At 45.5% G+C, this 26,455-nt stretch carries 21 protein-coding genes, 1 pseudogene and 2 riboswitches; of the genes and pseudogenes, 15 read left to right on the top strand and 7 right to left on the bottom strand.

Annotated features, from left to right (window positions below):
- Positions 1 to 14 precede the first annotated feature (14 nt).
- The 3 genes from AWQ22_RS16630 (at position 15) to AWQ22_RS15745 (ending at position 2,035) form a co-directional block, all read left to right on the top strand.
- A protein-coding gene (locus AWQ22_RS16630) for an IS1 family transposase (protein ID WP_397428282.1) occupies positions 15 to 724 on the top strand; the annotation gives its coding sequence in 2 pieces (ribosomal slippage) (positions 15 to 300 and positions 300 to 724; 711 coding nt in all).
- A 93-nt stretch (positions 725 to 817) separates the two neighbouring features.
- Positions 818 to 1,351, top strand: coding sequence for an HNH endonuclease family protein (locus tag AWQ22_RS15750; protein WP_065711930.1), 534 nt, complete (start codon positions 818 to 820; stop codon positions 1,349 to 1,351).
- Positions 1,352 to 1,423: 72 nt separating this feature from the next.
- Entirely contained in the window at positions 1,424 to 2,035 is a 612-nt protein-coding gene (locus AWQ22_RS15745) for a hypothetical protein (protein ID WP_065711929.1), read from the top strand.
- Positions 2,036 to 2,105: 70 nt separating this feature from the next.
- On the opposite strand, the gene AWQ22_RS15740 is transcribed toward AWQ22_RS15745, so the two are convergent.
- Positions 2,106 to 2,609, bottom strand: a complete 504-nt coding sequence (locus tag AWQ22_RS15740; RefSeq protein WP_065711928.1) for a fused DSP-PTPase phosphatase/NAD kinase-like protein — start codon at positions 2,607 to 2,609, stop codon at positions 2,106 to 2,108.
- A 97-nt stretch (positions 2,610 to 2,706) separates the two neighbouring features.
- Positions 2,707 to 3,165, bottom strand: coding sequence for a double zinc ribbon domain-containing protein (locus AWQ22_RS15735; RefSeq protein ID WP_065711927.1), 459 nt, complete (start codon positions 3,163 to 3,165; stop codon positions 2,707 to 2,709).
- A 109-nt stretch (positions 3,166 to 3,274) separates the two neighbouring features.
- Here AWQ22_RS15735 and AWQ22_RS15730 point away from each other — a divergent pair, with 109 nt between their 5' ends.
- The gene (locus AWQ22_RS15730; protein WP_065711926.1) at positions 3,275 to 4,168 is read left to right on the top strand and encodes a tyrosine-type recombinase/integrase; all 894 of its coding nucleotides are present in this window, start codon (positions 3,275 to 3,277) and stop codon (positions 4,166 to 4,168) included.
- 180 nt (positions 4,169 to 4,348) lie between these two features.
- Here the strand turns inward: AWQ22_RS15730 and AWQ22_RS15725 are convergent, their stop codons facing one another.
- Complete coding sequence (locus AWQ22_RS15725) at positions 4,349 to 5,143, bottom strand: hypothetical protein (RefSeq protein ID WP_065711925.1); 795 nt, start codon at positions 5,141 to 5,143, stop codon at positions 4,349 to 4,351.
- Positions 5,144 to 5,471: 328 nt separating this feature from the next.
- Between AWQ22_RS15725 and AWQ22_RS15720 the strand changes: the two genes are divergently transcribed.
- From AWQ22_RS15720 to AWQ22_RS15685, 8 genes are all read left to right on the top strand, one after another.
- Complete coding sequence (locus tag AWQ22_RS15720; protein WP_065711924.1) at positions 5,472 to 6,875, top strand: aspartate aminotransferase family protein; 1,404 nt, start codon at positions 5,472 to 5,474, stop codon at positions 6,873 to 6,875.
- 45 nt (positions 6,876 to 6,920) lie between these two features.
- The gene (locus AWQ22_RS15715; RefSeq protein ID WP_065711923.1) at positions 6,921 to 8,429 is read left to right on the top strand and encodes an aspartate aminotransferase family protein; all 1,509 of its coding nucleotides are present in this window, start codon (positions 6,921 to 6,923) and stop codon (positions 8,427 to 8,429) included.
- A complete protein-coding gene (locus AWQ22_RS15710) occupies positions 8,426 to 10,270 on the top strand; it encodes an IucA/IucC family siderophore biosynthesis protein (RefSeq protein ID WP_065711922.1) in 1,845 nt (614 codons plus the stop codon). The genes AWQ22_RS15715 and AWQ22_RS15710 overlap by 4 nt, the downstream gene beginning before the upstream one ends.
- The gene (locus AWQ22_RS15705) at positions 10,263 to 10,862 is read left to right on the top strand and encodes a GNAT family N-acetyltransferase (protein ID WP_065711921.1); all 600 of its coding nucleotides are present in this window, start codon (positions 10,263 to 10,265) and stop codon (positions 10,860 to 10,862) included. The genes AWQ22_RS15710 and AWQ22_RS15705 overlap by 8 nt, the downstream gene beginning before the upstream one ends.
- Positions 10,863 to 10,880: 18 nt before the next feature.
- Entirely contained in the window at positions 10,881 to 12,182 is a 1,302-nt protein-coding gene (locus AWQ22_RS15700) for a lysine N(6)-hydroxylase/L-ornithine N(5)-oxygenase family protein (RefSeq protein WP_065711920.1), read from the top strand.
- Position 12,183: 1 nt separating this feature from the next.
- Positions 12,184 to 13,401: an MFS transporter gene (locus AWQ22_RS15695; RefSeq protein ID WP_065711919.1), complete on the top strand. Its 1,218-nt coding sequence runs from the start codon at positions 12,184 to 12,186 to the stop codon at positions 13,399 to 13,401.
- A gap of 47 nt (positions 13,402 to 13,448) precedes the next feature.
- A complete protein-coding gene (locus AWQ22_RS15690) occupies positions 13,449 to 15,890 on the top strand; it encodes a GNAT family N-acetyltransferase (protein ID WP_084449071.1) in 2,442 nt (813 codons plus the stop codon).
- 86 nt (positions 15,891 to 15,976) lie between these two features.
- Positions 15,977 to 16,972, top strand: a complete 996-nt coding sequence (locus AWQ22_RS15685) for an alpha/beta hydrolase (RefSeq protein ID WP_232321588.1) — start codon at positions 15,977 to 15,979, stop codon at positions 16,970 to 16,972.
- Between the two features lie 537 nt (positions 16,973 to 17,509).
- Here AWQ22_RS15685 and AWQ22_RS15680 read toward each other — a convergent pair.
- The 4 genes and pseudogenes from AWQ22_RS15680 to metE form a co-directional block, all read right to left on the bottom strand.
- Positions 17,510 to 17,716: pseudogene (locus AWQ22_RS15680) on the bottom strand (SAM-dependent methyltransferase); the annotation flags it as partial.
- A gap of 120 nt (positions 17,717 to 17,836) precedes the next feature.
- On the bottom strand, positions 17,837 to 18,976 hold the full coding sequence (locus AWQ22_RS15675) for a fatty acid desaturase (RefSeq protein ID WP_065711916.1): 1,140 nt from the start codon (positions 18,974 to 18,976) through the stop codon (positions 17,837 to 17,839).
- Positions 18,977 to 19,375: 399 nt separating this feature from the next.
- Positions 19,376 to 19,840, bottom strand: a complete 465-nt coding sequence (locus AWQ22_RS15670; RefSeq protein WP_065711915.1) for a hypothetical protein — start codon at positions 19,838 to 19,840, stop codon at positions 19,376 to 19,378.
- Positions 19,827 to 22,079 carry a 5-methyltetrahydropteroyltriglutamate--homocysteine S-methyltransferase gene (metE, locus tag AWQ22_RS15665; protein WP_065711914.1) on the bottom strand — a complete coding sequence of 751 codons (2,253 nt, stop codon included), beginning with the start codon at positions 22,077 to 22,079 and terminating at the stop codon, positions 19,827 to 19,829. Before metE ends, AWQ22_RS15670 begins: the two co-directional genes overlap by 14 nt.
- 369 nt (positions 22,080 to 22,448) lie before the next feature.
- Positions 22,449 to 22,647, bottom strand: a riboswitch (cobalamin riboswitch).
- Positions 22,648 to 23,084: 437 nt separating this feature from the next.
- Positions 23,085 to 23,248: riboswitch (cyclic di-AMP (ydaO/yuaA leader) on the top strand.
- Positions 23,249 to 23,345: 97 nt separating this feature from the next.
- On the opposite strand from metE, the gene ntrB reads away from it, so the two are divergent.
- The 3 genes from ntrB to AWQ22_RS15645 are packed head-to-tail and all read left to right on the top strand — an operon-like array spanning position 23,346 to position 26,451.
- On the top strand, positions 23,346 to 24,185 hold the full coding sequence (gene ntrB, locus AWQ22_RS15655) for a nitrate ABC transporter permease (protein WP_157094667.1): 840 nt from the start codon (positions 23,346 to 23,348) through the stop codon (positions 24,183 to 24,185).
- Between the two features lie 13 nt (positions 24,186 to 24,198).
- Entirely contained in the window at positions 24,199 to 25,596 is a 1,398-nt protein-coding gene (locus AWQ22_RS15650) for a CmpA/NrtA family ABC transporter substrate-binding protein (protein ID WP_065711912.1), read from the top strand.
- Between the two features lie 30 nt (positions 25,597 to 25,626).
- Positions 25,627 to 26,451 (top strand): ABC transporter ATP-binding protein, encoded by an 825-nt coding sequence (locus AWQ22_RS15645; RefSeq protein WP_065711911.1) that lies wholly within the window; start codon positions 25,627 to 25,629, stop codon positions 26,449 to 26,451.
- Positions 26,452 to 26,455 lie beyond the last annotated feature (4 nt).

Raw genomic sequence — 26,455 nt, 5'->3', positions numbered from 1 at the left:
ATTGACTCCGACCCATGCCTCAATGTCCCAGCTGTCAATCCCAACATACAGTCAAAAATGGGCACATCCACAACGGTAAACAGCGCTTTCTCTGCAAGCAATGCGGTCGTCAATTCGTGGAACATCCCACCAATAAACTCATTGATGCTGAAACCCGCGCTCTGATTGACCGTCTGCTTTTCGAACGTATTTCGATGGCCGGCATCGCCAGAGCTGTTCAAGTTTCTGAACAATGGCTGCAAAATTACGTCAATATGAAAGCAGCACAAGTACCAAGAAGGGCCAAGGTTGTCCCCAAAAAAAGGGGTCTTTAAAGGTGCAGTGTGACGAACTCTGGTCTTTTGTTGACCACAAAGGCAATAAACAGTGGGTCTGGCTGGCCCTTGACGTTCAAACCCGGGAAATTATTGGTCTGCACGTTGGTTGCCGTGGTCGAGAGAGTGCAAAAGCACTGTGGGCGTCATTGCCTGGGGTATATCGGCAATGTGGAGTCTTCTACACGGATGAGTGGGAAGCCTACCGTGGCGTATTCCCTTCAAAGCGTCATCGGGTGGTTAGCAAACAGAGTGGTAAAACCAGTTATATTGAGCGCTTTAATTGTACTGTGAGGCAAAGGATGTCACGGTTTGTGAGACGCAGTCTAGCCTTCTCCAAGTGTGTATTTAATCACATTGGACTATTGTGGAATTTCATCCATCACTACAATTCCTCATTACCCCTTTAGTACTACCAAAATTATAAATATTGGTTAGACGCGGCTCTTTATTATTTATTCAGCCAAGTTGTACCTATAGAACCTGAAAAATATTTAAGTCAAATGGAATCTGTCGCTAAATCATTTATCTTTGATCGTTTTTTATCGAGTGATAACTCCTTAGATTACTATGAAATTATTTATCAAAACAATAGTGCCTGCCAGAAAACAAGAGAAGCAATTTTAAAATTAGATATAGAGCAAAAGCTTTCATTTGGAAAAATTGAGAATAACCTCATATTTAATTTCCTCGATTATCTCCTTTGGCTTAAATATAAATCTGAACAAAAAGTTGAAAACTATGAATTTACTTTCCGTAGTTCGGTAGAGCATTATTATCCTCAGCATCCATTGCCTGGACATAATAAGTTAGAATCAAATATCTTAAATTCATTTGGCAATCTCTGCTTAATTAGTCATAGCAAAAACTCACGGCTTAGTAATCTAATGCCAGAGGCTAAAAAACAATACTACGCAGAAAATTTGATTGATAGCATAAAACAATATTTGATGATGAAAGAGGAGTCAACTTGGAATGAAGATACGATAAAAAAACATTATGAGCAGATGAAAATAATACTTTTAAATACTTTATGATTAAAGATCATATCAATTTAAGCGAGACTGAATAATGTAGGTTACGTAATATTTACTTGAATTTTTTGGCTTATGACTGAAACTCTCTCAGTGGCTGAAATTTGCCAGACTGTCTACGGTGAACCCATTGAAGTTATTGACTGGGATACCGAACAGAGTGAAGACAAGTTTGAAATTAAAATCCTCTTCCGGGAGCAGCGGCGGGGTTGGTACCTTGAAATGGTAATCACCCAAACCCAATCCGGGAAAATTTTTTCCAGTCACCGGGTTCTACCTTTGTTTTTGCCCCTCCTAGACCCAGACGAAACCCAATGGCATGCCTTAACCCAGGAAGCAAGTGAGGCGGATTGGCAGGCCCTCGATCAGTTATTTGCCCTATCCCGCCAATTGTCCGAAACCAATATCGCCTTTGCGGGTGCGGACATCGTTGGGGAAGAAGTTGCCGATGAAGCGATGGATACTTTTGGCTTCTATGTCCCCGATGAAGAATTACTGCCGGTGTTCATTTGGTGGAACCTGGACTATCAGCTCAAGCTCATTGCCTATTTCAAACATCCTGACCGTTTTGCTGGCGAGGTTATGTTCCAGGACGATAACACCGATGAGTGTGAAGTTTATGCTTCCCTCACCGAGGCGATCGCCCGCCTAGAACAAAAAATTGCCTACTATCGCGACGAAGCATAGCCAATCACAAAGGCTAGGTCTTCCCTGCAATGGAGTCCATGAAGGACATTTACCCATTGTTAACAGAACATCATCGGCCAACTTCCCAGTTCAAAATATATTGTTCCTGTTCCCTCGTTTCTGGCGATCGCCGATAACGAGATTTCGGACATGCTTGCCACAGTTCACGCAGATGATCGAGTGCAACCTCGCCGCCATGACCATGCCGTGCTAACCAACACCCGATGATTACCCCTGTCCGCCCAACGCCACCCCAACAATGGACATAGACAAGTTGGTTCCGTTCAATATAGTGATCAATCGTATCCAGAATTGTGACCACTAAATCAGAAGATGCAGGAATTGAAACATCCACAATCGGAAACTGGTGGTGAGAAGCCTCAGCACTGATTAAGGTTGAATAGGGTTGTAGACCCTCATCTGCTTCTGTCAGATCGATGAAAGCCGTTACCCCAGCATTGAGTAAAGCGTGAAGCTTCTCTTGTGAAGATTGTTCATCCTTATTTCTCGGATACTCTCCTGCCAGCAGCTTACCAGGTAGAACCCAGTAGCAATGTTTGATTGGTCGAGTCATCGTATACCCATCGAGCTAACTACCGTGAAATCTAATCCTAGCCTTTACCTAAATTATTTAAAGACGACAATCATGTCTGGGAAGCAGGGCGATTGACTTAACTTTTATAAGGTTTACCACAATAGGGACAAAAACGATGTTTTAAAGAAGTGATTGGCTGTTGGCAACCCTGACAGCGACTCTGCAACTTCGTCCCGCAAGCAAAACAATACTGTGCCCGTAAGACCAACCATAATGGATCCGGTGCTGACCCTGGCGTCCAACATTGGGGACAAAACCGCAACGCCTGTTGCTTCTCCACCTCCACCGCAATGCCGCGACTTAAAGCCTCTAAATATTCCTCCGGCACCTGGAGCGCATAGGCCAATCCCCGTTGCGTGCGCTGATTAAGTTGCACTGTTTGACCCCGTTCCACCTTCCCATAACTCTGGGGATGAATTTCTGCCTTTAAAGCCACTTCCCTTTGGGTGAGCCCTAACCGTCGCCGTTGACGCTGAACATAGTTCCCCAAAGACTCGTCAGATTGCGGTGTTATTAGCGCTTCTAATTTATCCATAATTCTTTACTTTTTTATATCAACTAGCATTTATCTAAATATCTTTAATATGCTACTTTTAGCCTACTTTATTTTTCTACCCTAGAGTTTAGCTTTAAGACTAGAGATAATGCCTACCCTTGCCACCGTCGCCACAGAATTTCTAGAACGGCCAGGACTGGCCCCCAGCACAGTGCGTTCCTACACAACAGCCCTGCTACCCCTGCTAGCAGACTATGGTGCTTGGCCCATTACCCACCTCGACCGCAAGACCTTACAGGATTATCTCCAACAATTAGAACACCTCAGCTACACTACCCACCGTCGCCACCAAGCCATTCTCCAATCCCTACTGAACTTTGCCGTTGAGCAGCAGTATTTAGTGACCAATCCCCTGGCCCGTCTGCCCCGACGCAAACCTAATCCAAACAAAGGCGAATACCACAGCGACCAGACGATCCGTTACCTGACCCCAGACCAACTCCAACTTCTCTACCAAGCCACCGCCCAGCAGCCCCGTCTCCAGTGTCTTGTGCGCTTACTCCACCGCACCGGGGCCCGCATTGCCGAATTATTGTCCCTGGACTATGACCAAGTGGATTTACAGGAACGTCGCTTCCAGGTGGTTGGTAAAGGAAACAAACAGCGCTGGTGTTTTTACAGTCCAGATGTCGATGAAAGCCTGGGGATTTATTTAAAGTACTATCGCCATCCAGAGCATCCAGCCCTGTTTACCGCCCAACAACCCTTAACAAAAGCCGTTAGTCGCCTCAGTTATCGCACCGCCTACAGCGATTGGCGCACCATGACCCAACGAGAACCCCAACTCCAGGGCCTCCGGTTCCATGATTTGCGCCATACCTTTGCCACCGAGCGGGTCGGGTTGATGGGTATTGAAACCCTGAGAGCCCTAATGGGCCATGAAAATATCCAGACAACCTTACGCTACCAAAAGGTGACATCTCAGAGAGCAGAGACCATTGCCAAAGAAGCTTTAGCAGTGCTTACCCAAGCTTCAAACTAACCATTAACGACAAACTAAATAATAAAAGAGCAATATTGAGTCACAAACGCTTAGTTAAGCTTTAAAGACAAAGAGTATGTTATATACTCTTTGATAAACACCCGTGACCTTAATTCCCCCAGGCGATCGCCAACGCCATGAGGCTTACGGGAGATTAGAAAACCTGAAAATTAGTTACTTTCATTTTTGCGACGTAGGATAAATCGAGAGGCGCTGGGGAAACCAAAGAATCACACCACATAAACCTGCTAAACCGAGGGCAGCAGCGATCGCCACTAGGGGAATAATTCCCTGACTCCAATTTTTGATAGCGATCGCCACCCAAGCCCAGACAAATACACCGCCATAGACGACATCTCGATGTTTCATTGTCACGGCGATCGCCAAGAGAATCCCCACAATCAACAAACTAACTGTCCAGAAGGCTGCCCCTAAGCCCCAGCCCTGCCAACCCAGGAAATCCAGAACACAGGCCCCATTTACGATCGTCGCCACCGTAATCCAAGCACAATAAAGCGAGACCGGCATTTGCATAAACCACTTCACTTTTTTGGGCAATGGCTTTGGCCCACTCGCGAACCGTTGATAGAGCAAGACCAAGGGCAACAACACGAGGGCAATTAACCCCAAAGACAAGACAAAGCGCTGGTATTGAAAGGCAATAACCCACAAAATCTGCGCCACACTACTCCAAGCGAGGGCATAACCCAATTTGCGGGCGTGGGGTTTTTGTTTCTGACTGGGTAAAGCTTGGTAAATGGCCAGGGAAATCAAACCGAGATAGATCAAGCCCCAAATAGAAAAGGCATAACCGGCAGGCACAATGGGCACTGCAGCAAAGTATTGGTCAGAAATCTCAGCAATGGTTAAACCGTCCAGGGGCTTAATATTTGCCAAGATATTAGTCACAAAGGCCGCGGCGATCGCCACAAGATTTAGGGACTGGCGGCGGGTATCACGGTCGAAATTTAACATGGAATCTATAATCGTCGGTCTCAACAATTTAACTTCACTCTGATCGTAAACATTTTTTACGCTGAGTTGACTATTTCTGAGATAGGTTAACTAACTCGCATTTCCCAAAACACCATGTTTTGATCGGTCAACTTTAGATAAAAGCCCAGAATCTTAGGTTAATAAAATTGCTTAAATTGCAAGATGCCTAGGAGAGAATTTAGTAGTGACGCCTGGCAGTGACACAATCAAATTTATTGACAAGCTTTCTTAAAAAGAATATGGTGTTACCACTTTTACTTTAGAGAGTCTTTCTCAATAAAATCAATTTACTCAAAAGGGTGTCATTATGCAGCAGCTCTATCGAAATGAGATAAAGCCGAGGCCAGGGTCTGGATCTGCTGGCTCCGGTCAATGGCGATCGCTACCGGGACCCTCATCCCAAGCTTTCTTAGAACGCCAAGGAGCCAGGGAATCTAATGCACGCAGCTATCCTCGGCGCATTCAGTTAGCAATCCAAGAAGCCCAGGGCATTTTCCTCAAAGATGTCGATGGCAATGAATATTTTGATTGCCTGGCAGGAGCAGGAACTTTGGCCCTTGGGCACAATCATCCAGTTGTGCTGGAAGCGATGCAACAAACGTTGACAGGTCGCTATCCCTTACACACTCTGGATCTCACAACACCAATTAAGGATCGGTTTGTAGAAGAATTATTTGCGAGTTTACCGCCAAATTTTGCGAGGCGTGCCAAGATTCAATTTTGTGGCCCGACGGGGGCTGATGCGGTCGAAGCGGCGTTGAAATTGGTCAAAACAGCCACCGGACGCCGTAGTATTTTGTCTTTTTCGGGAGGTTACCACGGTATGAGTCATGGGGCTTTGAGCCTCACGGGTAATCTTGCCCCGAAGCAGGCGATCGCCGGACTGATGGCAGACGTCCATTTCTTGCCCTATCCCTACGCCTACCGTTGTCCTTTTGGCCTAGGAGGAGAAGACAGCCAGCGCATGAGTGCCAAATACATCGAACATCTTTTAGATGATCCAGAAAGTGGCATTGTGCCGCCAGCTGGGATGATTCTCGAAGTTGTTCAGGGAGAAGGGGGCGTGATTCCAGCGCCGGATCCTTGGCTACGGGAGATGGCACGGATTACCAGTGAACGGGGCATTCCTTTAATTGTGGATGAAATTCAAACAGGTTGGGGGCGCACCGGGAAGCTTTACGCTTTTGACCATGCAGGTATAACCCCGGATGTCGTGCTACTTTCAAAGGCGATTGGTGGTTCTTTGCCTTTGTCAGTGGTTTTGTACAATGAAGCCCTTGATTTATGGAAACCAGGAGCCCATGCAGGCACGTTCCGGGGTAATCAGTTAGCCATGGCAGCAGGTACCGCCACGCTCAAGTTCATTATAAAGAACGAGCTGGCCGATCAAGCAGGAATTTTAGGGGCGCACCTGTTGGGACAACTGCGCCAAATTCAGCAGGAATCTCCTTGCCTTGGAGACATACGCGGTCGTGGTTTGATGATCGGCGTCGAGATTATTAATCCCCATGCTGGCACAACGGCCTACCCTGAACTGGCGAAACAGATCCAGGCAGAATGTTTGCAACGGGGTCTAATTTTAGAGCTAGGTGGACGTTTTGGTACTGTGGTGCGCTTTTTACCACCTTTAATTATTACAACAGCTCAAATTGATGCAATTAGCGACATTTTTGCACAATCTGTCCAAGCTGCGATGCAAAAACTAGGCTAGTTTTTTGCCAGTGTTCTTACAGTCCGGTTATTTTGCAAACTTGATATGGCACTTTCCCAAGCGACCCATCGTCTTGAACAATATTTTCTGACCCATCAATCAGAAAGTATTGACTACTATTCTGAGATAATTGCTTTTACACAAGAGCTGCTTATTCAGAATATTTCTCAAAGTAAGCAACCCTATTCAGGGGCATCACCCCAAAAATTGTTAGAGAATTTTCACAAAAATAATTACCTCGATTTCACACCCAAACATTACTCCCAGCTGCAAACTCAGCTCGCACAAGTGCTGGCCCATACGATTTCGGTAACAAATCCTACTTGCATTGCCCACCTCCATTGTCCGCCTCTCATTCCGGCGATCGCCGCTGAATTGATCATTGGCGCGACGAATCAGTCGATGGATTCATGGGATCAAAGTCCCTGTGCCACAATTCTTGAGCAGAACCTGACAAACTGGCTCTGTCAAACCTTCGGTTATGGCAGTAACGCAGACGGGATTTTTACCAGTGGTGGAACACAGTCTAATTTGATGGGCCTGCTGTTGGCTCGGGATAATTATGCTAAAACCCATTTAAATTGGCAGATCCAAAAACAGGGTTTGCCGCCAGAGGCTGCCACATTTCGAATTTTATGTTCGGAAGTAGCGCATTTCACCGTGCGTCAGGGAGCAGCGTTATTGGGTTTGGGAGAAAATGCTGTTATTCCAGTGTCTGTCGATGCAAATTTTTGCATGGAGACGGCGGCTCTAAAAGGAAAGTTAACGGCGCTGCAAGACCAAGGTTTACGACCAATCTTGATTGTCGGCACGGCTGGTACTACTGATTTTGGCAGTATTGACCCCCTCGCAGAAGTTGCCCAAATTGCTCAATCGCAAGGCATTTGGTTCCATGTTGATGCGGCATTTGGCGGCGCTTTACAACTGAGTACGCAGCACGCCCACAAATTATCGGGCATCGAGCAAGCGGATTCGATCACCGTTGATTTCCATAAACTGTTTTATCAGCCTATTAGTTGTGGTGCGTTTTTGCTGAAAAATCGGGCAAATTTCAGCTTAATTCGGCTCAATGCAGATTATCTCAATCCGGAAATTAATGAAGCGCAAGGCATTCCCGATCTGGTGACGAAATCGATTCAAACGACGCGGCGATTTGATGCGTTGAAATTATGGTTATCCCTGCAAGTGCTTGGGGTCGAGGCTTTTGACGCAATGGTTAATACCACCATCGACCTCGCCCAGTCTACCGCGAAATTGATTGACGGCGATCGCCGTTTTGAGTTGGTTACCAAAAATCCTGCCATTAATGCCGTGGTGTTCCGGTATGTTGGCGATCGCCCAAACGCAGTGAACTTAGAAGCAATTAATCAGCAAATTCCAAAGCAGCTCATGCTGATGGGAAAAGCCGTCATTGCCCAAACCCAAGTCCACCAAAAAACCCAGTTAAAATTCACCCTCCTAAATCCCCTAACTCAAGTTGAACATCTCCAGTCCCTACTGGCAGAAATCAAAGTATTAGGTCAACAATTAGAGCAAGACTATCAAAAAAAATGAATAGTAGACAAATTGCCGAAGCAGCAACAATTCAGAGCTTTTTAAACTGTTATTTACGTGAAACAGGGAATTTTAACTCCCTCACCACCGATGATCCCCTCACCTTCCAAGTGAAAGAGCGCACTGACGCAAAATCCGCGATTATTTGTCCCCTCCCTCAGCAAAATATCGAGATTCTGGTAGGTGTAAAATACTGGTCTCCCAGCGATCGCCACCTCTTTACCTTTCCGCTCTTCTATAAATGCGCCGCCCGCGACCAGCTGCTCGAACTAGATTATTTAACCCTGAGTACCCTACTCCTCAAGGAACTTAGCCTCAACACGGGATCAGCAGAACCCTATGACGAGCTAATTGAAAGGATGATCCAAAGCTGCAACAACATTCAGCAATTTGTCGAAGCCAGACAGCCCAATGTCTCTGAACTATACAACTTCAAACGCAACTTCAGTGAAACAGAGCAATCCTTAATCCTAGGACATCACTTGCATCCCACGCCAAAAAGTAGACAAGGGTTTTTACCTGAGGAGATGAATGATTATTCTCCAGAAACAGAAGGGAAATTTGCCCTCCATTATTTCCGCGCCCACAAATCCATCGTCGTTGAAGGCTCTACCTTAGAAGCCAGCGCCACCGAGCTAATCAAAACAGAATTACGCAATGATGAGACTGTTCCCGAAGACTTTAAAGCCGCTTACTGTGGCGACGACGAATATGCGTTAGTGCCTGTTCATCCTTGGCAAGGTCGCTGGTTACTGCACTCTGAGAAAGTTCAGGATTTCATTAGTCAGGGTTTGCTGGAAGATTTGGGACAGCAAGGTCGTAAATTTAAACCTACATCCTCCGTGCGGACTGTCTACAACGAAGATGCCCGCTTTATGGTGAAACTTTCTCTTAATATTAAAATCACTAATTCAGTGCGGGCAAACCTCTTTAAAGAATTGGAGCGAGGCTTAGAAGTGAATAAAATCTTTTCTAGCACTATCGGTGAAGATTTACGCGCCCATTTCCCTCATTTTGAAGTGATTCGTGATCCGGCTTATATCACGATTCCTCTGGATGGCAAAGAATCAGGTTTTGCCACAATTTTACGGGCTAATCCCTTTCAAACCAAAGCGAAACAAGTAGATAATTATTCCACTGATGCTAATACCGATGCCAGTTGCTTAATTGGTCTTTGTCAGGATGCGATTGATGGCAGCAGTTCTCGCCTTGCAAATATTATTCGTACCTTAGCTAACCAGGAAAATCGCTCTACGGAAGCAGTCAGCGTTGATTGGTTTAAGCAGTACCTAGCCCTGTCAGTGAGACCAATATTATGGATGTACTTCACCTATGGCATTGCCCTAGAAGCGCACCAACAAAACAGTATTTTAGAGCTTAAGAATGGCTATCCCAAGTATTTCTATTACCGCGACAACCAAGGTTACTATTACCGCGAATCTTTTACAGATAAATTAGATGGTATCCTTGAAGGGATTAGTCAAAAGAGTGAAACTTTTTGCCCTGATGAGGTAATTGACGAACGGCTTGTTTATTACGTCTTTATTAACAATGTCTTTGGTATCATTAATGCTTTAGGTGTTGCTGAACTCGTTGATGAAAATCTTCTCCTTCAAGAACTGAATAATGCCATCACTGAATTTGCTGATTTTGATTTAGCAGGTTCTCAGCTTCTTGATAATTTGCAAGGAGAAACCTTCCGTACTAAAGCCAATCTTTTGACGCGCTTTAATAACATGGATGAACTAGTTGGTTCTGTAGCAAATCAATCAGTTTACATCAACATCCAAAATCCTTTGTATTTCTTGAAAGCAAGTGTAAAGGAGGAAGTTTATGCCTAGTTTAGAGACTCAAATTCAGCCTGTTTATAAAGTCTATGACAAAACTGTTTCAGCATACCTTTCTTTTCATCCGATGACATTAGAAAAGGACTTAGAGCGTATCCATTGCTGGATGAATCACGAACATGTTATTCCCTTTTGGCAAATGGCCTGGCCTATTGAAAAAATTGAAGCTTACCTGAAGAAAGTTCTAGCAGATTCTCATCAAACTGCTTACATTGGTTGTATAAATAATGAACCAATGAGTTACTGGGAATCTTACTGGACAATCGCCGATATTCTCGGTAAACATTATCCAGCAGAAGAAGCAGATCAAGGTATTCACTTATTAATTGGGGAGCCATATTTTCTTGGTAAAGGCTTAGCCTTACCTTTACTACGAGCGATGACAATGTTCCAGTTTCAACATACTCCGACCACAAAAACGGTGACAGAACCAGATGCCCGTAATGCCAAGATAATTCACATTTTTAAAAAGTGCGGTTTTGAGTTCCAAAAGAATGTTGATCTTCCCGATAAAACAGGCGCTTTAATGTTCTGTGATCGCCAAAGGTTTGAACAAATGTGGTCGCTGACTGAACTTTATCAATAAAAATCAATAAGTGTAGCAATGAATAACCAAATTTATGATTTACTTGGAGTCGGTATTGGACCATTTAATTTAAGTTTAGCGGCTCTGCTAGACCCGATTTCTGAAGTCAATTCAGTATTTCTTGAACAGAAACCACGATTTGATTGGCATTCCGGTTTGTTACTTAAATCAGCAACAATTCAAGTACCTTTCTTGGCGGATTTAGTTACTATGGCAGATCCCCGTAGTCGTTTTACATTTCTGAATTATCTCCGCGAAAATTCTCGTCTTTATAATTTCTATTTCCTTGAGGAATTTAAGATTTATCGCCGAGAATATAACCACTATTGTCAATGGGTTTCCGAGCAGTTGGGTGATACCTGTCAGTTCGGAAAAAACGTCGAGGCGATCGCCTGGAATGAAGCAGGTTACTTCACCGTGACAGCTCGTGATTATGAAACCAATAACGCCATCACTTATCACGCGAAACATTTAGCAATTGGGGTCGGTAGTACCGCAAGTATTCCTGATTGTCTAAAGAAACTTGGGAAGCAAGATAATATCTTCCATTCTAGTGAATTTCTCCACCGCAAAGAACAATGGCAAAATGCAAAGTCTGTGACTGTAATTGGCTCTGGACAAAGTGCTGGCGAAACATTTTATGAGCTGTTAAATACTCAAGTAGAATGCGGTTATCACCTCGAATGGCATACTCGTTCCCCAGGGTTTTTTCCCATGGAATACTCTAAACTAGGTCTCGAATATTTTTCCCCTGATTACATCGAATATTTTTACAATTTGCCTATCGAAAAACGTGATGAAATTCGTTCCGGTCAAAATCTTTTGTACAAAGGCATGGCTGCAGAATTAATTGCCCAAATTTACAATCGCTTCTACGAATTAACTATTGGTGGCACTGAGTTAGATGTGAAACTATGCTCCTCTCTGGAGGTAAAGGAGGCAGAAGTTACAGAGAACGGCTATCGTCTCGGTTATCGCCAGGTACAGCAAAATCATTATTTTGAACACAACACCGATTGCATTGTCCTTGCCACAGGCTATAAGCATCGAGTCCCAGAATTTATCAAACCCATCCGCGATCTAATCGAGTGGGATTATAAAGACCGCTTCTGCATCGACTTTAACTATCGCATTACTCTCACAAAATCTATTCCTAATTCAATTTTTGTACAGAATGGCGAACTTCACACCCACGGCATTGGTGCCCCAGATCTTGGTTTAGGTGCCCATCGCAGCTCGGTAATTATTAATACCCTACTTGGTCAAGAAGTTTATCCGATAGCCCAGAAAAATGTCTTCCAAAACTTCGGTGTAAGCTGATATGAATCACACTTTAAATCGTTCAATTTCAGTCTTATTCGTTTGTGCCTTTACTTATATTTTTTCAGAAGTATTACTCGCACCTTTTTATCCTGTTTTCTTTGAAAAAGTATTCGGTGTTGAAGATTTAAGCTATACTGGCTTCTATATTTTTATTTGTCGGGTGACAGTAGTGTTGACTGCACCGTTTTGGGGATTTTTTTCGAATAGATTAAATATCAAAATTTTACTTTATTCTGGGCAAATTTGTTCTGCGTTAGTTTGCATAGCCATAACCTTGACTCAAAATGTGACGCAGTTTACGATCGCCACAGTAATTTTGTTAATGTTTCGGAGTAGTTTTGTGATTCTTTATCCCCTAATTATTCAGTTAGGTGGTGAAGAAAGACGGGAGATGATGGCCGGAACTTACCAGGCTGTTTTTCACACAGGAATTGTTGTTTCTAGTATCGTTGGAGTCTGGATTATTCAGCTTCAAAATCCCCTTAATGCATTTTTTATTGTGGCTTTATCAGATATATTGCAATTCGCTCTATGTTGGTTTTTCTTAGAAGCATTACCTGAAAATAAACAGTCAATTAAAAAAGTCAAATCAGACAATTCACCGATAGATATTCTGCAAACCCATTGGGCATTTATCCCAGCTATTGGCGTGATTTGTTTATTGTTTCAGTTTATTCACAATCTCGTGCGGCCCTATTTTGTTAGCTATGTCACTGGGGCAGATTATTTTGGCACAACTTTAACGACTGGCGGTATTCTATTTGCCATTCCCAGTTTAATGGCGATCGCCGCATTGCCTTTTATCCGCAGTTACGCCAAACCTCATCGCATTTCATTGCTCTATACCATGGGATCTTTGCTGTTGGCAGTGACATTACTAATCCAAGGGTCAACAAATTCTTTATCGCTGTTTGTATTTTCGAGAGTAGTTTATGGTTTCTTTCTTGCTGTCACCCAAGCGGCTTTAGAACTCTATTTATTTAACAATAGTGACCCACAAAAAATTCCTCTTAATTACACTTTAATGTTTGCTTTTGCTAATATTGGTATGGTTTTATCTCCCTTAACAGCCTCTTATGTCATCGCGCAATATAATCTTGCTTTTCCTTTAATTCTAGCCGGTATTTTATCAGTATTTACATTAGCCTATACTTGGTCACTCGGATTACATCCAGTGTTAGCAAAAACGATAACTCGATATCAACATAATGCTTGAAAAAGCAGATTTTTTCTTCTATTAATTAACTTATTTACCTAATGATCATGAATAATATTCAAGCTTTGAATGCCGCCTTAACTCCTGAAATCTGGAAAACCGTTAGTCTCAATCTCCTAACAAAAATGCTCTCGGAGTTTATGTATGAGGAGATCATTAAACCAGATGTTATTGATGACAAAGAAGACATTGTTACCTATCAACTGAACTTGCCTGATGGATTAGGTTATCGCTTTACTGCCAAGCTGCGAGTGTTTGATAGTTATCGCGTTGATCCAAAGTCGATTTATCGCGGCGAAAATGATGAATGGACACCTGCAACTAACCCCTTTCAGTTTGCATTAGATATCCATGAAACAGTGGGGATGACCGGTGAAACAACCGCCCATTTGTTGAAGGAACTCACCAATACTTTGATTGCTGATGCCCACATTTATCAGCGCAAACAAAGCAAAAATGTTGATCTCCTCAACCTCAACTATGCCGAGCTGGAAGGGGAAATGGAAGGTCACCCTTGGATTACTTTTAATAAGGGTCGCATTGGTTTTGGTTATGACGATTATTTAGAACATGCCCCCGAAAGCAAGCAATCTATCCAGATGACTTGGTTGGCGATCGCCCGCGAGCAGTCTAGTTACAACGGCGTTACCGATCTTGAGTATGAGCGTTTAATCGAAGAAGAATTATCTCCTGAAGCGGTTGCCAGATTCAGTGGTCTGTTAGAGGAGCGTGGTTTAGAGCCAGCTAAGTATTACTTCATGCCCGTCCATGATTGGCAATGGAAAAACATCGTTGTGCCGATCTTTGGTGAAGCGGTGGCATTGCAGTCGATTGTTTACCTCGGTAAGAGCGAAGATCTCTATCTACCGCAGCAATCCATCCGGACATTTGTCAACACTAGCCACAGCCAGAAGCGCCATGTGAAGTTGCCTCTCAGCATTCTGAATACGTTGGTTTATCGTGGTTTGCCCAATGAGCGTACCCAAATTGCCTCGAAGGTTACCGAGTACATCAAATCTATCCATGCCAACGATCCTTTTTTGAGTGAAGAATGCCGGATGATTCTGCCCGGTGAAGTGGCAAGTCTAAATTACAATCACAATTACTACAAGCAACTTTCCAGTGCCCCTTACCAATACAAAGAAATGTTGGGTTGTCTCTGGCGAGAAAGTGTTCTGAGCTATACCGACCCCGACGAAAGACCCGTTACTCTCGCGTCTTTAGTGCACCTCGATGCTGATGGTTATCCCCTGATTCTTAAGTTAGTTGATGTGTCCGGTTTAACCCTTGAAGATTGGTTAGATCGTCTTTTCAATACTGTTTTACCACCGTTACTTCACTACCTCTATCAATATGGCACGGTGTTCTCACCCCACGGTGAAAATACAATTCTTGTCCTCAAAAATAATATTCCCAGTCGCCTTGCGATGAAGGATTTTGTGGATGATGTTAATATCAGTGATCAGCCGCTACCGGAACTACTCAATCTTTCTGCAGATCTTAAAGAAGTCTTGCTCACTGAACCTCCCGAAGGCTTATGTCAGTTTATTTTTGCAGGCTTATTTATTTGTCACCATCGTTATCTTTCTGACCTTTTAGATCAACATATTTGCTATCCCGAAGTAAAATTCTGGCGGCAAGTACGACAAGCCATTCTGAATTACCAAGAGAAATTTCCACAGCTTCAAGATCGTTTTGAGTTGTTTAATCTTTTGGCTCCAAAATTTACAAAGCTCTGTTTAAACCGTAATCGTTTAATTACCTACGGCTATAACGACGACAGCGATCGCCCCCATGCTGCTGCTTATGGAAAGGTCAATAACGCTTTGCATACCGTATTGCACGATGCAGATTATGATCAGTTAATTGCTCGAAAAAAAAAGTTTCAAGCAGCCTTAACAACTCCTTTTGATTACTATGATGCGCAATATAACAAGACAGCCTCTATCCGTACTGTTGATTATGGGCAAGATTTAGAACGTATTTTTAACTGGATGCACCAAAGACATTTGGTTCCTTTTTGGAAGCTTAATCTTTCATTTACAGAATTTCAGAAGTTCCTGAGAAAATCTCTTACAGCAATCCAAAAGGATTTGGTAATTACTTCTTTGGAAGGGGAACCTATTTGTTATGGTATTTTTTATCAGGTCGCAGCAGATAATATTCGCCATTTTTATCCCTATCAAAAATCTGATATTGGTGGGCACATTGCCATAGGTGAAAGACGTCATTTGACCCCTGAATATCTTATACCGATCTTTCGGGCATCGTTTCAGTTTGCTTTTAAAACCTATGATACGGAGCGAATTATTATTGAACCTGACGCCAAAAATCGAATTTTAATCCCTCTTTTAACTAATATGGGTTTTAAAATCTATGACACAGTTAAGCTACCCCACAAAAAAGCAACTTTGATGATTTTAGAAAAACACACCTTTTTTTCAGAGTTTTCCAAAATTCAAACAAGCCATAATTTTGTCCGACATTAATGTACTTTAATTCTGACAAATTCAATTGATTCCCTATATTTTTTAGGGGATCAATACATTTCTTAAACAAAAATAATTGGCAGCTTTTGCTGGTAGGAATAACTATGATCACTCAAAGCAAAATCGATCTAGAGGTTCTTAAAATCATTGAAAAAATCAAAAAGCGGATGACAACATTAGGACATCCTCCGATCACGCAACTAACAGCAGAGCAGGGGCGATTTTTTTTTCAAGAAGCCATTAAACTCTACGATCTCAGGTTAGAAGCTGGCGTAAAATTTGAGAATCAATTAATTAAACGTCCTCATTCACCAGCAATTCCAATTAGAATCTATCGTCCTATTTGTGATAAAGGTGTTGACTTATCTTTACCAATACTTGTCTATTTTCAGGGGGGTGGTTGGGTTTTTGGTTCCTTGGATAGTGCAGACGATACTTGTTCTTTTTTAGCTAAATATGGGCAATGTATTGTGATCTCTGTAGATTATCGACGCTCTCCAGAACATAAGTATCCCGCAGCCGTCCATGATGCCCTTGATGCGATTTATTGGGCGGATCAACAAGCAGCTAGTTTGGGAGGCGATCGCCAACGATTAGCCCTTGGTGGAGAAAGTGCAGGGGGTAATTTAGCAGCGGTGGCAGCAATCCAGTTACGCAATGAGAGGAAAATTTCGCCCATTGCCCAATTACTGATTACTCCCGTTACCCAGTACGGCTTTGAGACAAACTCCTATCAAGCAGGTCATCAGCTTGGGTTATCAAAAGAAACAATGGCTTGGTTCTGGCAGCAGTATTTAGAAGATTTTTCCCAAGCAGAAGCATGGCAAGTGTCTCCACTAAGAGTTAAGGATGCCAGTCAACTACCACCCGCAATTATTGCAGTTGCGGAACAGGATCCCCTCCTGGATGATGGGTTAATGTATGGCGATCGCCTCCGGTCATTTGGAGTTCCGGTCAAAATTCTTCGATACCCGACCCTAATCCATAGTTTTATTCGCTCAATTCATGTGGTGCAAGCAGCGAAAGTAGCTTGTCATGAAATTGCAAATAGTTTAAAAACACAATTTTATGGACTCAATTAGGTATATTTTTATCTAAAAACTTTGCCTCTAAAGGATTTTCTCTATTTTTGCCACTACTTTTAGCAGAATTTGTAGACTATACTAGTTTTATTTACTCCAAGGGCACGATCCTTTCTTGGGTTAACCGTTATTTTTGGTACAGCAAAATTTGAAGGGTGATCTCCCCAGAGACCTGTCATCAGATGTAACATTGCGCGCCTCAGAAGTGACCAGCGATGCATGAGCTACAGCACCCACCGCCGCCCTGTCACCAGGGGCCACCAATTGTTAGAAAAAATACGGTTCAGAGCATCAGTAAACAGCAAAGCGTAGTAGCCCAAAGTGATCACCATAGTGGCGTTCCATGGCGGCAATGAATTCTGCAGGGGGTAGGGCGGTGATCGCCTGCCATCGGCCGCCACCACCAAAGTAGCATTAAGGTTCTGTTTTCCTTGCTTTGTCTCTACCGTCACCGTTGCGGCTGTCTCACCATAGGTCACTGTCTGTACCTATGTTTCATAGTGGCAAGTAATCTGGGAAGCAGTTGCCACCTGGTCCATCGAGGCCACCCCAACACACCATTTCATGGACAAAGTCATGTTTAGATTGCAGAAAATCTTTCCGATAGGGGGGAGATCCATAGTGGCCGAGGTGAATATGTTCTCCCCAATAAAATTCCAGAATGCCGTCCTGGGTCCAGGCATCATAGGACTGGGCAACGGATGCAGAAGACTGGTATTTATGGGCAGTCAACAGATAAACCATTAGGCTGCCCAACAGTAAAAGTAGGCGAAAAACAACAAAAAATGCAAGAATAGACATTATATTCACTCAATTTTGGCTTTTTATTGAACTAAAACAGTCATTTAAAGAATTTTTAGATAATTAACCCTTTCCTTTGGGGCGTAGCTTCGATACTGTCGTGGGAATCATCGCGCTATTTTTGGGCGCTACGGCTGACTGGGTTGGTATGGGAACTAATTGATGGGTTGCCGCATCCCAGAGAATAAATTTGGCACAGTGGTGTAGGTCGCCCAGGCGGAGAGTCTTCACCTGGGAGAGCAGATGACGATTGACTTGATGACAAGCGGCTAGATGGTAATTGGGGATTTTTTCGGAGAGATGATGGATGCTGTGGTAGCTAATATCAGCGGTAAACCACCGTAGCCAAGGGGGCAGATCGAGGTAGCTGCTGCCTTCAATAGCGCCACGTAGATAATCCCAATCTGCGGTGCTGTGGGCATAGGCCCCTTCAAAATTGTGCTGGACAAAGAAGATGCAGATAAAAATAGTTCCAGCAAAGGTCATCACGGAGGCATAGAGGCTCCAAAATAGCCCTGGCCCAATGAGATCGCTCAATATAATCCAGCTACCCACCACAAAAATATTGTTTAATAGCACGTCCCAAAATTCTTCCCAGGTCTGCCAGTATTGAGATCGATAGGTGGTGGCGATCGCCCCAAAATTACTTAAACCCTGTTGATTAAGGTGGGCTAAGCTGTGGCGAAAAAATTCCCAAAAGCCCAATCCTAAAGTTAGTCTGGGCTGAATGACGAGGTAAAAAAAGCCACCGGGCAGGGCCATAATTGGCTGCCTTAGGAAAGCATAAAGCTTTTGCTTAGGGGCACTGAGTTGGGCAAACTCCTCTGTGGACAAAAAATCGGCAATGCCTCGATACCGTTGCCAATCGCCGTTGGTTTTATGGTGGTAGGCATGATCCCGTGACCAGGCATAGGGGGGGATGGCGTTAATAATTCCCAGCAAAAAACCAGCCCCTCGATTCATCTGTCTTGTCCGAAACAGAGAGTAATGACCGCAGTCATGCATCAACGAAAAGCAGCGCAACAAAAATAGCACCATTAAGCCAACAATGGGCGGTAACAGCCAAAGGGAAATCGATGCGGCTTTAATCGTTAAAATCCATAGCCCAACATAGGGCAGTACCGTATTGAGCATTTGATTGGTGGCGTGGCGATCGCTGCGCTGCATGTAGGGCGCTAAAACAAAATCTGACTTTTTGATCATGATATTACTTGATGATTTTCGAAGTCCATATCGAGGCAAACCGTACTACTGCTTGAGGCTGTCTAACGTTCCTCGGCCTGGCCAGAATCAAAAGCGAAAGGTGAATCTTTACAGTTATGCTTTGATCGTCCTGGCAATTTGATCAGGATGGCTTTGGGAAATTTGACCAAGAGCAAGACCCCCAAGGATGACAGCGCTGCCAAGGGCGATCGCCTTACCTTGATCAGATTGTGGCGCTGGGGCCCTGATTGGGGCAAATTCGATTGACCCTGGGCCATTTTGACAAAGGGATGGACAGTGGCAGGAATGCGCCCAGGGTAGTGGAGATACTGCTGGAGCTGGCGACTTTTGATCGCTGAGGCTTAGTCTGTACTCCGATTTGGCGATAGTGTTAATTTTTCATGGTTCGCCACTTCGATACTTCCTGGTAGATTCAGGGGTCAGATTGAATTCTTCCCAGCGATCGCAAACTTGTTGGTAACAGTCGGGTGGGGCGATCGCCAAGTTCTGGAACCAATCCACCTCAATGGCGGCACCATGGTTGAGAACGAGGAGCATCTCCCGCTCAGGGGTATAGGTTTGTAACACCTTTAAGAGATGATCCAGCACGTCGCTCGGTAGACCACGGGACTTTAGGTATGGATAAACGGTCGCGGCTGGCCGGTATTGGAGATGATAGGGCACCACTGCTTGACGCCAATTCAAGCGAGTCAGATCTGTCGCGCCCACCTCACAAACAACCAGGCCGCGCCCTTGGGTCAAATATCCTTGCCAGGCTCCATGACCTAAGGACAATAGGTTTTCCCGAATAAAAGCAGCTTGCCAAGTCGTGTCGCGGCACTGCCAAAGATCACTGAACAGCATTTTGAATTTCCTCCCGTAATTTTTGAGTCGCAACCACCATATTTTTGAGGGCCGGTATGACCTCTTCCCAACGGCGGGTTTTGAGGCCACAGTCTGGGTTGATCCAGGTTTGGGCGATCGCCAGATGATCAATGCCCGTGCGGAGCTGCTGCACCATCTGTTCAACGCTCGGAACAGCTGGACTATGGACGTCGTAAACCCCATTTCCTACTTGGTAGCGATAGCCAGCATTAGTAATTTCAAACAGGGTTTCATTATTACTGCGACTGTTTTCAATAGAGAGCACATCCGCATCTAGGCGTTCAATATGTTCAATGATGTCGCCAAATTCGGAGTAACACATATGGGTATGAACCTGGGTCTTTGGTTGAACAGCACTGGTGGCCAACCGGAAAGCATCGACTGCCCAATCTAGGTATGCTTGCCAACGTTTGATTTTTAGGGGTAACCCTTCCCGTAGGGCTGGTTCATCCACTTGAATGAGGGTCGCTCCAGCCACTTCTAGACTTGCTACTTCCTTCCGTAGGGCGAGGGCAATTTGCATTGCCTGGTCACGGCGGGGAATATCAGTGCGGGTAAACGACCAATTGATCATCGTCACTGGCCCAGTAAGCATACCCTTCACTGGTTTGTTCGTTAGGGATTGGGCGACCTGAAACTCTCGCACCGTCATCGGCTGGAGCCATGAAACATCACCATAGATAATCGGTGGTCGCACGCAGCGGCTGCCATAGCTCTGTACCCAACCGTGGACTGTAAAGGCAAAACCTTGCAGCTGTTGACCGAAATATTCCACCATATCGGTGCGCTCAAATTCCCCGTGCACCAGCACATCCAAGCCAATGTCTTCTTGGAGCTTAATGCAATCGGCAATGTGCCCATCGATCGCTGCTTGGTAGTCTGCTTGGGAAATCTCCCCTTTTTTATATTTCACTCGCAACTGACGTACAGCTTTCGTTTGCGGAAAGGAACCGATGGTTGTGGTGGGCAAGGGAGGCAATTGGATCTGTTTGGCTAAACGGAGGTCATAGGGGAGCGATCGCTGAAAATCTGTTGCAGTCAATTTCTGGATTGCACTCTGCACTGCGACATTTGGCGGATTGAACTGCTTAAAGGTTTGCCACTGCTGCTCAATGGCCATTTGTTGGGTCGTCGTCTCATCACCAGCTAACGTGCGAGCGAGAAAGGTCACCTCCGTCAACTTTTGTTCCGCAAAGCTCAAAACCTGGCGTAAGGGTTCAGGCAACTGGGTTTCTGAGGTGGCATCGTGGGGGACAAACTGCAGTGAGGCGGATGGCTGTACCCGTAAGTTGGGGGCGATCGCCTGTAATTTTTTCAACAATGCCAAGGTGACATCGGGATGAATTTGCCAGATATTACGTCCATCGACGACCCCCGCCCCCAGAATTTTGTCGGTGGGGAATCCTTGGGATATCAGCAGATCTAAGTTGTGACCCCGGGTAAAATCTAAGCTGATCCCGGCCACAGGTAGCTGCGTCACCCAGCCATAGTTCACCCCCAGGTCATCAAAGTAGGTGATTAGCTGTATGGGCAAGCCGACTCCGGCTAGTTGGTGGTAAGTCTTCTGCACCGCTGCCTTGAGATCGGCGGCTTGGCTCGTGACCAAAATTGGCTCATGCAGTTGGACTTCCTCGATCCCCAGAGCTTTGAGCTGGCCCAGAAGATCGACATATAGCGGCAGTAGCCGATCCAACCAAGCTATCAAATTCCCGTTGTGGCGGCTCAGGGCCAAGAGGGTCACCGGACTGAGGACTACGGGTACGGCGCGATCGCCCAAAACGGCTTGCGATCGCTGCACCATCGCCAAAAATTCCCCAAAGTTCCCCAGGGGTTGCATCTTGTCTTCGATCTCAGGCACCAGGTAGTGGTAGTTTGTGTCGAACCACTTGGTCATTTCCAGCGCGGGTAAAGCATCCCGGCCCCGAGCCATGGCAAAGTAGCGATCAAGCCCGCTCAAACCCTGGAACCGCCGGGGAATCAGCCCCAAACGCACCGTCCAGTCTAGGACATGGTCGTAGAGGGTTTGATCCCCTACGGCAATGCGATCAATGCCCGCCGTTAACTGTGCTTGCCAGGTTTTGACCTCAAGATCCTGCCGTAGGGCCAATAACTCATCCGCGCTAGAAGTTCCGCCCCAAAAAGTTTCTAATGCTTTCTTGAGTTCCCGGCGTTTACCCATGCGAGCATAGCCGAGAGTCATTGTTTGAAATGTCGTCATTATGTATTGTCCTGAATGAATTTGATGCTAAAAAATTGAACGGCAAATTGTTAGGAAGCTTGACCACTAACCTGGGAAAACTAATGCTATGAATGCAGCAAAAAATTACCCCATTTAGGGATTAAACAAACTAAAAAGAAAAAGGCGATCGCCCATTAAATTGAGGCAGCAAAAAACGCCCAGGCCCTGAATCGAAACAGCGCCAATGACCACAACTTAATCGACAAAATCGTTAGGAATATTTTGGCAGTGATGCCTGAGTGGTTTTGAAGACTTGGGGGAGAAGCTTGTTCGAAATGCTTCTATGGCGATGCGTTCTTGAACGTGCCAAGACTAAAACAGTGATCATCCGTACCTCGCAGATGTTTTAGAAGGTGGTTGGCGATCGGCGGGCATTCTGACTTACACAATTTTTAGAGCTTAATTTTAGATTGATCATGGCAATGACCCCTAAAATTACAGCGCTAAAACTGGCTTACAGCTGCGGGACAGCGGCAGATTTTCACTGCTCTTTCCCCGTTTCCTCCAGTGGCTGATCCCCACTAGAACCGAAAGTAGATTCTATAATATCATTGAATTCATATTCTTAGTGCTGAAGGCGAATATTCTTCAGACAAATCATAAATTTATGCTTGAGGATTGTTAAAAATTAAAAGTGCCAAAAAGAGTCGCTAATTTTAAGGAAATCTCAAAGATAAATCTTGTGGTGACTGTTGCGGCAATAGGGCCAACCTATGATCAAGAATAGGGATTTTGGGAGTTTTGAAGCAAGCCCAGGAAACGCCCGGTGGGGTCTGGCCACAGGGAAGCCTGTGCTCGATGGAATTGCATGGGCGTTGGATCTGAAGAGCTGCACCGAAAATCTCCCAGCGATCGCCCCCCAATGGGATATCTCCTGGCAGAGGCAAAGGGAGTTCAGTCCCCTGGGCTTGATTGGATTTTTGATTTTTTGATCCCTACGGTAATTTACAAAGTCCTTGGAGAAATGCTAGCTTATAGGCCAACTGAGTAAGTCAGCTTAGTTCAAGGTTACGAAGCCTTGAAGCGGGGGAACCACCCGTCAACCCAACCGGGAAGACACCGGGGCTTATTTTCTGGGATACATAGAAAAGGGACATCTTCCAGTCCTAGCCCGTCAGCTAACCTCGTCAGCATCGGAAGAAGACTGAAGCACGGCGATCGCACCGTAAATCAGAATTCCCAGACAACGACTGTCAGTTACCAATCACTTCCCTCTATTTACTGTGAAAGGGTAGGTAATTTTGCATGGTTTTATTATCAAGTTTGGCCCGTGGGGTCAGAAAGTTTTTGGTACCACCTTTTTGGCAAGGAAGTCTCCGGAAAGAAGTTTGGCTACCCCTCTATGGTTTTGGGGGATTGTTACTGCTCTGGTGGGCGATCGCCTTAGTGCGGGGCGAAATGATGCCGACGCCCCTAGAAGCATTGGTCAATAACCTGGATTTTATTCTGCATCCCTTTTATCGGCGTGGCCCTGGAGATTTGGGTTTAGGTTGGTTGCTTCTGGCCAGTTTGCGCCGGGTAATTATTGGTTTTATCTTGGGGGCTTTGGTGGCGATCCCAGTGGGAATCTGGATTGGCCTCTCCCGTAATGCCTGGCTCGCGATTAACCCGATTATTCAAATTCTCAAACCTGTATCACCCTTAGTTTGGCTACCGATCGCCTTGTCTATTTTTAATGGGGCAGAACCCTCGGCGATTTTTGTCATTTTTATCACCTCCCTCTGGTCAACGATTATCAACACCGCAGAAGGTGTGACCCAGGTACCGAAAGATTATCTCGAAGTGGCGCGAATGTTAGAAATGCCCCGCTGGAAACAACTATGGCGGGTTATTTTGCCAGCGAGTTTACCTTACATTTTCACAGGTCTGCGGATCAGCATGGGGGTCGCTTGGCTCGTCATTGTCGCGGTGGAAATGCTTACCGGGGGCATTGGCATCGGCTTTTTTGTGTGGGACGAATGGAACCGTCTCAATGTGAGTTCGGTATTTTTGGCGGTCTTTGTCATCGGCATCACAGGCTTGATCCTAGATTCGGCCCTCGCTTATCTGCAAACGGCGATTACCCATCGTCCGGCCCAGCATTAGGAGCATCACTGCAATGAATAAAATAAGTAGACGCTCCTTTGTATTTGGGATGGGGGCAACGGCTTCGGCATTAGTTTATGGTGCTTGTACTGCCCCAACGGGTAAAAAGATTCAGGGTCGTTTGCCCCATGCTTTAGCGGTTGAGCCCTTGGTACGGCCAGAAAGTTTGGAAAAGCCGAATTTAACGGTGGGCTTTGTGCCAGTGAATGATTGTGCGCCCTTGGCGATCGCCTACAGAAAAGGTTTTTTCCAGAAATACGGTTTGAATGTCCAACTCAGTCGCGAAGCCAGTTGGGCCAATGCCCGTGATGGACTGATCTTCGGTCGGTTAGATGCGTCGCCGGTGGTTTCTGGGGCCGTGACTAATGCGCGAATTGGTGCCGAAGGAGCCAGGGCTTTTCCGTTGGTGGCAGCAATGACTCTCCACCGCCATGGCAATGCTTTAACCATGAACCGACAGCTTTGGGAGGCTGGGATGAGACCATGGCCAGATTACCAAGGTGATTTGGCTAAATTTGGCCGAGATCTCCGCAGTTTTTGGCAAAAATCTCCCCTTGATGACCGCGCTTGGGGGATTCCCTTAAGTTCTTCAATTTATGAATATTTTGCCCGTTATTTAGTCGCCGCCATTGGCCTTGATCCGATGCGGGAATTACGGTTAGTGATTACGCCGCCACCCCAGATGGTAAGCAATATGCGGATTGGGGCGATGCAAGCCTACATGGTGGCAGAACCTTGGAATACTAGGGCGATCGCCAAAAACGAAGGCATTGGGTTTACGTTCATCCAAGGGCGAGATGTGTGGCGGGGCCATCCGGATCGGGTACTGGCGGTGGCGGAATCTTTCATTGAACAATACCCCAAAACCTACCGCTCCCTCGTCAAAGCCTTGATCGAAGCTTGTCAGTATTGTGGCGATCCCAGTCATCGGCAAGAGGTGGCAAGCATTATCGCCGAGCGGGCCTTTACAGGGGCCAATGTGAACTATACTCGTCCGGCCATCGTCGGGGATTACGACTACGGCGGTTTTGATGCCCAGCAACGGCTAGAGAGCAGTTTAGATACGACGACCTTTTTTGAGCTGCACCCCGAAACTTCGACAATTCCCCATGATCATTCCACGTTTCTCTGGCAGTCCCAGGGGATTTGGTTAATGACCCAAGCAGCCCGCTGGGGCCAAATTGAAACATTGCCAACCGATCTAGAGGCGATCGCCAAGCGAGCCTGGCGCACCGATCTTTACCGGGACATTGCCGCCGAAATGGGGATTACCAGTCCCAGCGAAGATTACAAGGTAGAACCAGCCACTGCCTTTATCGACCAAAAAGCCTTTGATCCAAGCGATCCAGTCGGTTACCTCAATAGTTTTGAACTGCGGGCCAACCGTCCCCAAATCTATCCCGTCAGCTAAACCCCATTACAAAATTAGCATCCCAAATCTATGACTAGACCCCAATCTTTCCCCTCCCCTGCCGCCATGGAATCTCCCAACGATACTTTTCTAGCCATTGAGCATATTCACAAACAATATCCCAAGGCCGATGGGAGTCAGTTTGTTGTCCTCGAAGATATCAATCTCACCATTGGTGCCCAGGAATATGTTTCTGTGATTGGCCATTCTGGTTGCGGTAAATCGACCCTGCTGCGGATCGTTGCGGGTTTAGAAAAACCCAGCGCCGGCCATGTCACCCTAGAGGGGAAACTGATTCGCCGCCCCGGTGCTGACCGGATGATGGTTTTCCAAGGCTACGCACTCTTACCCTGGTTAACGGTCCGGGACAATATCCGCCTAGCCGTGGATGAAGTTCACAAGCATCTTTCTAAAGGCGATCGCCGCCACCTTGTTAACGAACATATCCACATGGTCAATCTCACCGCCGCCGCCGACAAATATCCCCACGAACTTTCTGGCGGGATGAAACAGCGGGTAGGGGTTGCGAGAGCTTTAGCGACTCGGCCAAAAATGCTCCTCCTCGATGAACCCTTTGGTGCCCTCGATGCCCTGACCCGACCGAAACTGCAAACCCAAGTCCTCGACATTTGGGAAAACCACCGCCAGGCCGTGATGATGATTACCCATGACATTGACGAAGCCCTGTTTATGTCCGACAAAATCGTGATGCTGACCAATGGCCCCCAGGCTACAATTGGGCAAGTTTTAACGGTGGATCTCCCTCGACCCCGACATATCCACGAACTGCGGGAAACTCAAAAATACTATGATCTGCGCAATGAAGCCCTGGATTTTCTCGAACGCTATCAATAAATAA

It is taken from the genome of Picosynechococcus sp. PCC 7117 (assembly GCF_001693275.1).
Taxonomy (GTDB): Bacteria; Cyanobacteriota; Cyanobacteriia; order Cyanobacteriales; family MRBY01; genus MRBY01.
This window is presented reverse-complemented; position numbering and strand designations above follow the sequence as displayed.